4 protein-coding genes are annotated in these 8,650 nt (G+C 61.8%); all 4 read right to left on the bottom strand.

Annotated features, from left to right (window positions below):
• Positions 1–30: 30 nt before the first annotated feature.
• Genes H5U08_RS05335 through H5U08_RS05320 form a run of 4 tightly spaced genes read right to left on the bottom strand, consistent with a single transcriptional unit; the run spans position 31 to position 8,630 of the window.
• Positions 31–1,086, bottom strand: coding sequence for a MoxR family ATPase (locus tag H5U08_RS05335; RefSeq protein ID WP_297031013.1), 1,056 nt, complete (start codon positions 1,084–1,086; stop codon positions 31–33).
• 4 nt (positions 1,087–1,090) lie between these two features.
• On the bottom strand, positions 1,091–4,312 hold the full coding sequence (locus tag H5U08_RS05330) for a hypothetical protein (protein ID WP_297031012.1): 3,222 nt from the start codon (positions 4,310–4,312) through the stop codon (positions 1,091–1,093).
• Positions 4,309–6,090: a hypothetical protein gene (locus tag H5U08_RS05325; protein WP_297031010.1), complete on the bottom strand. Its 1,782-nt coding sequence runs from the start codon at positions 6,088–6,090 to the stop codon at positions 4,309–4,311. The genes H5U08_RS05330 and H5U08_RS05325 overlap by 4 nt, the downstream gene beginning before the upstream one ends.
• Positions 6,087–8,630 (bottom strand): hypothetical protein, encoded by a 2,544-nt coding sequence (locus tag H5U08_RS05320; RefSeq protein ID WP_297031008.1) that lies wholly within the window; start codon positions 8,628–8,630, stop codon positions 6,087–6,089. Before H5U08_RS05320 ends, H5U08_RS05325 begins: the two co-directional genes overlap by 4 nt.
• Positions 8,631–8,650: the final 20 nt, after the last annotated feature.

Genomic DNA, 8,650 nt, shown 5'->3' with positions numbered 1-8,650 from the left:
GGTTTCTGAAAGGAATAGGGAGTCAGGCGATCACGTCTGCACACGATCCCGGATCGCCCGCGGAGATGGTTTCTCATATTTGGCGTCGGGGGGTACGGCCTCCATCAGCATTTCAATAAGCCGATCGCTGGTGAGATTGTTGGCCTGGGCGGCGTAGTTTCCCGCGATGCGGTGTCGGAGAGCCGGTTTGAGAACGGCCTGGACATCGCCGATGGTGGCGTGGTACCGCCCGTGCAAGACGGCCCGGGCCTTGGCGCAGGTCAACAGCGTGAGCAGGCCGCGTGGTCCCGCCCCCCAGGCCACCCAGCGGGTGACGAAGTCGGGACTTTCGTCGGAGCCGGGTCGCGAGGCCCGGACGAGGGCCCAGGCGTATCCCAAAACCTGATCGGAAATGGGAATCCGGGTAACCAGTTTCTGGAATTCAATGAGTTCCTCGCCCGTCATGAGCGGTTCAATGGTCCCCTGCTGTCCGCTCGTTACGCGGCGGGCGATTTCCCATTCTTCCTCTGCCGAGGGATAATCGACCTTGATGTAGAGGAGGAAGCGATCGAGTTGGGCCTCCGGCAACGGATAGGTCCCTTCCTGTTCCAGGGGATTTTGAGTGGCCAGGACAAAGAAGGGATCCGGAAGCGGATAGACGCGTCCCCCGGCCGTCACCTGGCGTTCCTGCATGGCCTCCAGCATGGCCGCCTGAGTTTTGGGCGGGGTTCGATTGATCTCGTCCGCCAGGATCATGTTGGCGAAAATGGGTCCGGGAAGGAATTTGTAGCCCCGTTCTCCGGTTTTGGGGTCCTCCTGGATGACATCCGTCCCGGTCACGTCGCTGGGCATGAGGTCGGGCGTGAACTGGATTCGCTTGAAGCTGAGATGAGTCGCCTGAGCCAGCGAACTGACCAGCAGAGTTTTGGCCAGGCCGGGCACGCCCTCCAGAAGTGCGTGTCCGCGGGCCAGGATGGCGATGAGGACCTCTTCGATCACCCGTTGCTGGCCCACGATCACCTTGGCCAGCTCTTCCCGAATGCGCAAATAAGCCTGGTGGCAGCGTTCGACGGCTGCCGCATCGCTGGTGGAAATTTCTAAGGACATGGGATCACTCCGCATTTTGGAAGTACCTCCGTAAGCGGTCTTCGTATCCTTTGGGAACCGGCGCGTTCATCCCCGCTCGCAGCGCCTCACGGATTTCCGGTGGTAGTTGCAAAAGCCACGTCTGGGCGGAATTGGCATTGCCTTCCGGGGTGACGGGAAGTTGGGCGGCCACCCCGGTGCGACTGTCCGTCTGCGCCACCTTCCCCTCCTTCAAAGGCGACGGCGCAGGATTTTGGTTCTGTACCTGCTCGCCCTGCCGGGCCGCTCCACCCTGACCCTGGGGAGAAGACTGGCTCGTCGTCTGGGCGGTTTGGCTGGTTACGGGTTGGGATCCCTGCGACTGCTCCCGTCCCGAGGCCGCCTGCGCCGCCAGATTTTGAAGTGCTGCCAGGGCGGCGGCGACCGCGTCGGCGGGCGTAGTTTGTTCGGACGAAGAGGCCGTTGACTCATTCATTATCTGCTGGGGAACCGAATTCATCATCTGGGGAAGTTGCTGAGCGGCCTGCAGCGCAGCGGCAAGCTGACGCTCCCGTTCTGCAAGTGCGGACAGCGCACCGGCAAAGGCCTGCCCGGTCGCTTCCTGGGCGGGTGGTACCGCTTCTGGATTGGGGGATTGCAGAACCCCCCGAGCTGAATTTTCCGCTGCGTGCAATTGTGATGTCGCTTCTGGATGAACGGGAATCGCCACATTTGCCAGGCGTTCTGCCGATTCTCCATGGGCCGCAAAAGGCGGACGACTCTGGGAAGACAACTGCTGGGCCAGTGCATGGAGGTGTTCCGCGGCAGAAGCCAATTCCTGGGTGACAGCCCGAGGAAGCGAATCGCTCGCAGATTGACTCTCCGGGCTGTTCGATTCCGCAGGTTGCTCTGCCTGCCGGGAGAGTTCCCGGGCTTTCTGGAGGGCCTGGGCAGCCTGGGTAGCTTCGCGGCGGGCATCCTCGGGGGTCCCCACATCCACGTCCGCGAGCGCCTTTTGGGCCTGCTCGATCGCCGCCGTCACCTGCTGCTGCTTTTCGCTGCGTTCTGATGGTGGAGTTTCCTGGGGCGCCGTTGAGCGAGCAGCTTCGCGCAGCACCTCCAGGGCCTGTTCCGGAGACGCTGCTTGCCGGAGAGCTGCCGCCACCTCGGGATGGCCTGCGGCTTCCTGCTGATGGGCGGCCGCCTCGATCACCTGCCGCTGTGCCCGCTGGACGTTCTCCAGTTGATGGGCGAGTTGCTCCGTCTGCGACAGGGACGGCAGGTACTCCTCCACCGCCTGTCGGGCCTGGCGGGCCTGTGCCAGTTGCTGAGCGGTGACTTCCTGGAGTTGTTGGGCCGTCTTTTGGGCGGCTTGCCACTGTGGGGCACTGTCCGTGGGCCGCTGCCATGCCGCACGAGCGTTTTCCACAAGCTCCGCCGCCAGTCGTTGACGCTGCGCGTCGGCCAGGGCCATCTCCACCGCCGAAAGGGCTTCATCGAGGGCCTGTTCCGCCTGCCGGGTGAGCTGACTGGCAGCCGATTCCGGCGAAGAGGGTGTCGATTGCACGGTTTGAGCGGACTGGGCTGTCTCCGGGGAAGTTGGCCGTTCCGGCTGGTTCGGTGGCCTCGGCGCGTTCTGGCTGGAGGAAGCCGTCTCCGCCTGGGGAGAGGAAGTGTTCTCCTGGATTGGACGTTGTGTTGGTGGCGCCGCTAATTCGGCGAGTTTTTCGCCCACTTTTTGGACCGTCTGCGCTGCCTGATTGATTGCCGAAACGACCTCTTGGGGGAGTTGTTTGTCCCTGGGCACTTCCGCGACGCCGCTTGCGATTTTCTGCTCGGCCTGGGCCGCCGATTGGAGTTGGTTTTTTGCGGCCTTCTCGCTGGCATGCGATTGCTCTTCGCGGAGCTGCCGGAGAGCCTCCCTGGCCGCCAGGAGGTCGGCCTCCTTTTGCCGGGCAGTGGTCACATCGAGAAGATCAGCCGTGCTCTCGGGCGTGGCGGCCTGCTGTTGCAACTGGGATTGGGCCCGGGCAAGATTTTCCAGAACCTGCTGCTGCTCTTCGGCGGCCGCTTCTCCCTGATTCTGGAAAAGCTCCTCGGCGGCACGAGATGCGGCTTCCGCGGCATCGCTGAGGGCCGGGGGTGTCTGAGGTGTCAGTTTCTTGGCCGCTTCCGTAATGGCGTTGCGGAGTTCCAATTGCTCCCTGGTAAGCTCCTCAAAAGTTTCCGGGGCGTCGGCCTGGAGCGTCCGCTGCCGCAGTTCCTCCTGACGTCGGGCAAGCTCCTCCAGCGCTTTCTGAACCGCATCGGGATTTTCCCGGTTGAAGTCACCTCGCAATGTCTCAATCTGCGTCAGCAGCTTTTCCAGGGCCGCGATGATCTGGTCTTCTTTCGCCATCGCCTCAGAAAATCGGCCCTCGGTAAGAGCCTGCAGAGACTCAGCAAACAGTCGATCCACCTGATCTTCCTGCAAGGCCCGGAGGGCCAGGTCGGCGGTACGCCCCACCGGACCACCCCACGCGACGATATCGTTCAAGAATTGCTTGACCTGCATGTAAAGAGTGTTGACGTCGCGCTGGTCTTCGCGGACGGACAGGGCCTGCACAGCCTGCTGGGCGGACGGCTGAGCAGGTAGCAGTTCGGTGCGCTCGCGAACCTTCTGTTCCCGCGTAATGAGCTGCCTGGCCAGCTCTTCGATTTCCGCCAGCCGCAACCGGCGCAGGACCCGTTGCCGTTCCAGCATAAGCTGGGCCAGGACCAGGCGGCTCTTTTCCCGCGCGACCTCCAGGAGCTTTAAACGCGACTCGGCAGGCGACTCCATCATCCGCGTGAGGATGCTGAGGACCTCCTTCATATGCTGGTCCACAAGCTCGTCGAGATGCTGTTGCATCTCTTTCAGTTCACCGTAAAGCGGCAGCTCGGTCAGTCCATTTTCTTCAAGCTGCGTCATCTGGAGGGTGATCTGCTCGTTGACGAGTCGCCGGGCCATCTCGCGGACCTGCTGCTGAACCGTCTGCTGATAAGCCGGGTCGGGCAGCGATGCCGAAGGCACCGGAGCAGGCTCGCCGCTCGATGGCGAAGTTGTCCCCGCTTGGAGTTGACCAGGTGACTGACCCAGGCCGTGGCACGCGGTCCCGCCCATCGCTGCGAGGAACACCAGTAACGCGACCGTCCGAACCACGCATGTCTGACCGGTCACTCGTCGGCCGCGTGCTTGCCGGCGACTGGCTCCGGCCGGACAACGGTAGAAAAAGCCTGCGTGCATCACGGCCCACCTCCTACGTCGAGCTGTTTGTCGATCATTTCCCGCAATTCTTCCGCGGACTGGCGGTCGATTTCGCTCATGATCGCCAGGATTCCCGCCAGATCGGTGACCTCCAGGGTTATCGGCTCGGAGGAACTGACCGCTCCTTCCCGGCCCGGCCTGCGAATATCGGTGGCGGAGACCACAAGTTCCACGCGATCTCCTTTGCCACAGGATAGGCGGCCGAGATCTATCTTCCATTTTTCATCGAGCACTTTGACCCGGTCTGCGCTTTTCTCCCACATGGTCCAGACGACGGGCGGTTCGGAATTCCCGTCGGGATGAATCACCTGGGCCTGAACGGTCACCTTCTCAATGCCGAGGTCATCTCTGACCTGGCACACCAAAGTGGGTTTTGCCGTGGGGAGGACAAACTTGGTGAGCGTCCGCGCCGTCACCTGCGGCGGGTAGTCCGGCCGAACCAGGAGGGTGGCCTCCAGCGGCGGATCAACAGTGAGATTATTCTCGTCTGTGATCTCGAAAATAATGTGCTGCGGCGTGGCCAGCTCGGAAAGGGGCAGGCCTTCTGGATCCAGCCACCACAGCTCGGCGGACTTTCCTGAGGTCCCGTTTCCTGCTGTTGACGTGAGGAGTTGGGTGGATGTGTCGGGCGGCTGAGGGACCGAGGCAGGCCAGCGTTTTTCCAGGGGCCTTTGCAGACGATCCATGCGTGCCACAACCCTGCGGAGCGGCCGATCGGACGCAACACCCAATGTGACCCGCGCTCCTTCCGTGACTGTAAGCTGCGTCACCCCCTGCATCAGGGCCGGAGCGCTGTCATTCCTGGGATCTTCGACGTAACCCACCAGAATCACCGCCGGGGGGTTAAGACACGCGAGAGTCAGCCAGTTTGTCGCCGCATCACCCAGCAGGATGCGAAGGTGCACGGTCTCCTGAAGCACCGGAAGCTCCGCCCGATACACCTCCCCCGCTGGCCCTCCGGCATGATCATCCGTATCACCGGTGCTTTCCTTCGGAATCGCATGTGGAAGGTCCTGTTCGACGGTGCGATGATCATTCTTCGAAGAACGGAGAATCAATTTTCCCGTGGACGGCAGATATCCCCTCGCCACCACGGCGATGGTGACAGGTTGCCCGGCAGCGCAGCGGATGATGGGCTCTGACTCTGTCCAGGGCACGGCCTCGCCGTTGATGTACACAGCAACCAACCGGGTGGCGGTGGGATAGGGCGTTTCCTCCAGCAAAAGCCGACGGGTAAAGGTGCGGACGTGTTCCGGGAAAAGTATCCACAGAAACGCCAGAAGCGTCATCCCACAAACTGCGGCGATCACCCGACGACGCAGAGGTGTTCGCGGTACGTCCCGAACGAGCGGCAGCCGCTGCGCCAGCTCGGCCACCCGGCGGATGACGCGCCGCTCCAATTCGAGCGAGCCCCATCGAGCGGCTTCAGGCCGTTCAAATTGCAAGGCGGCGACTAGGTCGCTGTCGATCCCGTGATGCTTTTCCACCAGAAGAGCGATATCCAGTTCTGATTCCCGGTACCGAAGCCAGGGAAGTACATACCGGATGAAGGCAAGCACTCCGGCGGCCACCGCCACGACCAGCCCCACCAGGCGAACTTCGCGAGCGGGCCGAAGCAACCAGTCGAAACAGAACAGGCCCAATATGGCAGCGCACAAGATGACTCCCGTTCCCAGGAGGGCGATCCACCAGCGGGTCCGGCGACGGTGACGCGCGATGCGCCGCAACAGCCGGTGCAAAGGAGTTAATTCACCGCTCATCGGAGATACAGCCATTTCCGGAGGGCCCATTCCGCCAACAGACAACCAACCACCAACACGAAGAACAGCCAGGAATTCCAGAGTTCCACTTCAACGATTTCGATCTCCTTCTCGCGACGTTGGGGCAGGTTACGCAACAGCTCCGCCAACTGAGGAAGATCATACGATTGACCGCCGGTGAGACTGGCCAGGCGATCCTGAAGCTCCTTGTTCCGCCGGGCCTGTTGTTTTTCTATCGACTGGCTGGACACTCTGAAGGATGTCTCCACCATTCGATGGGTGAGCGGATCGTGGACCTCCAGCCGGTATTCGCCTGGAGCAAAGACGGTGGTGCGGCCTTCAAACTGCCCGGGCCGAAGGAGTGTCAGCGGAATCCTCCGCGTTTGACCGCCCGCACCGGCCGGCAGATGGAGAATGGCCTCCAGTTGTCCCCCGGGTATTTGATCTTCAGTGAGTGGCCGATAATCTGCGTTGTACGCTTCCACCAAGAGGCGCACCTCGTCACCGCTGCGGTACTGTTTGTGGTCGGACCGAACGACGAAACGTTTGTCTGCCCCCAGGGCATGCTGGATTGCCAGCCGGTGGATGAGCTGGCCCCAGAACTGACGGTAATAAAGATCCCCATACTTCCGCCGCAGACGCCACAACTCATTGAATCCCACGTAGATGACTTCACCACGGCCCACTTTTTGCGCGGCGATGAGGGGCTGAGGGGTCCGGCCGTCGGCGCAGGTATCTCGAGGATGAGCAAGCAACACAGTGGCCAGGGGGCGAACCCGAATGACCGGATAATACCACACCAGCTTGCCGAGATTGTCCCACGCTCGGGCATTTTCTTCGGCATTCTGTCCCAGGACCATGAAATCGAACAGATCGGCTTCCGGAGTCCGCTGCGGCTGAAACGAGCTCTCTCGCAGGCGGGTGAGGGGAGCGATTTCAACCGGCAAAAGATCGTTGAGCGGCGTGTCGGTCCATTGTCCGGGACTGAATCGCGGGCCGACATTGAAAATCACTCCGCCGCCCATCTCGGTGACGAATTCTCGGATCATTTCCATCATCGAGCGACTGATGGCGCTGGCCGGGACGTCGCCAATGATGACCACATCGTAGGTGAAGAACTCGCGTCGCGGCAGGGCAAGCGTCGGCAAAAACAACGGATTCTCCGCCCGAACGCGCGGATCCGCCGACCGCAGGTAAGTGCGAAATCCTTCCGGTCCCACGAGCGGATCGCGATGAAACACCTCCTTGATAAACCGCCACTCCCACGTGGGTTCATCCTCGATGAAAAGGACGCGGACATAATATTCTCGGACGTACGTCTGGCGAGCAATCCGGTTGTTCTCGGTGAGCGTCTCCTTCGGGAGAGGAGCAACCTCCGCTGTAATAACGAGCTGGCCGGCCGCCTTGGGAACGTAGGGCACTTCCCGGTGAATAACCGGTCCGGACAAAGTAACAACATCTTCAAAGATGACTTCGCCCACCGGGGCGTCCTTCTTCGGTTCGCCGGATCCAGCGGAGGCCGGTGAATGCGGTGGCTGGGTGGAATCCGGGGCATCTGCGGAACCCGCCCCACCTGATGTCGCCACAGCCTGCGGTTCGCTTTCCTCCGTCTGTCGGGCGAACACCCGCAGCGTCACTTCCTCGCCTGTGAACCCTTCCTGTCGCAGGGCCACAGTGACGACAGATTTTTCATCTTTTTTCATCATGGGAGGAAGTTGCACGTCCACCGCCAGATCGCGAGTCTGGACATCGCCCACCCCTACGCAGTAAAGCGGCGTTTGAAGCTGCGTGGCCACCGTTTCCGGAGCGATTCCTGCGTTCTGATTGAAATCGCTGACAAGCACAATGCCCGCTAGCGGTGTCGCCCCGCGTTTCCTGTTCAGATCGAGCAGGGCGACTCCCAGGGCGGTAACGGAGCCGTCTACGGTAAACTGGGAGGTCCATTGCTCCTGCCGCGCCAAGTCCTCCAAATGGACCGGGAGGGGATCCAGCCCGTCTCCTCGGTGAAGCCGGAAGACGCGGACCCGAAATGCGTTCTCCACCTGCCTCACCAGCTCGGGATCAAGATGGGCGAAGGCCTCGCGCACTCGTTCGGACCGGGTCAATGGCCGTTCAGAATTTGCGGTTGGAGATGGCCCTCCAGCTCCGCCCGAACCTGGCGCGACAACAACGGCGTTTTCGCCCGGCTCCGAAGTCCGGTCGACCAGGCTCATGCTTTCCGTATCGTCGATGACAAGCCACAGACCCGGCCGAGTCAAGCGCTGAAGTTTGACGACCAACGTGGGCTGCAGGAGGATGCCCACAAGTGCGGCAAGGGCCAGCGTCCTGATGACAACGAGAGTCATCCGCAACCTGCGGGATGGGACAAACTGCCAACGCCCGTAGTAGGCGGCAACCCCCACCGCCACGACGATCGTTGCGACCACCAGGACCAGCCACGGAACGCGGACCCAGCTTGCGCCCCAGTACAGGTCGACCGATTCCACCTGTTCAGCCTGGGGAACTCCCAGTAATTGCCAGAATACCGCGGTGACGTTCACGACCGGGCCTCCCCGTGGCA

The organism is Thermogutta sp. (assembly GCF_014359955.1).
In the GTDB taxonomy this organism is placed as follows: Bacteria; Planctomycetota; Planctomycetia; order Pirellulales; family Thermoguttaceae; genus Thermogutta.
The sequence above is the reverse complement of the archived record's forward strand: the minus strand, read 5'-3'. Positions and strand labels throughout refer to the sequence as shown.

Bases quoted from the DNA above. Each gene is read 5' to 3' on its own strand.
- H5U08_RS05335 (WP_297031013.1), bottom strand. From the start codon at position 1,086: ATGTCCTTAGAAATTTCCACCAGCGATGCGGCAGCCGTCGAACGCTGC.
- H5U08_RS05325 (WP_297031010.1), bottom strand. From the start codon at position 6,090: ATGAGCGGTGAATTAACTCCTTTGCACCGGCTGTTGCGGCGCATCGCG.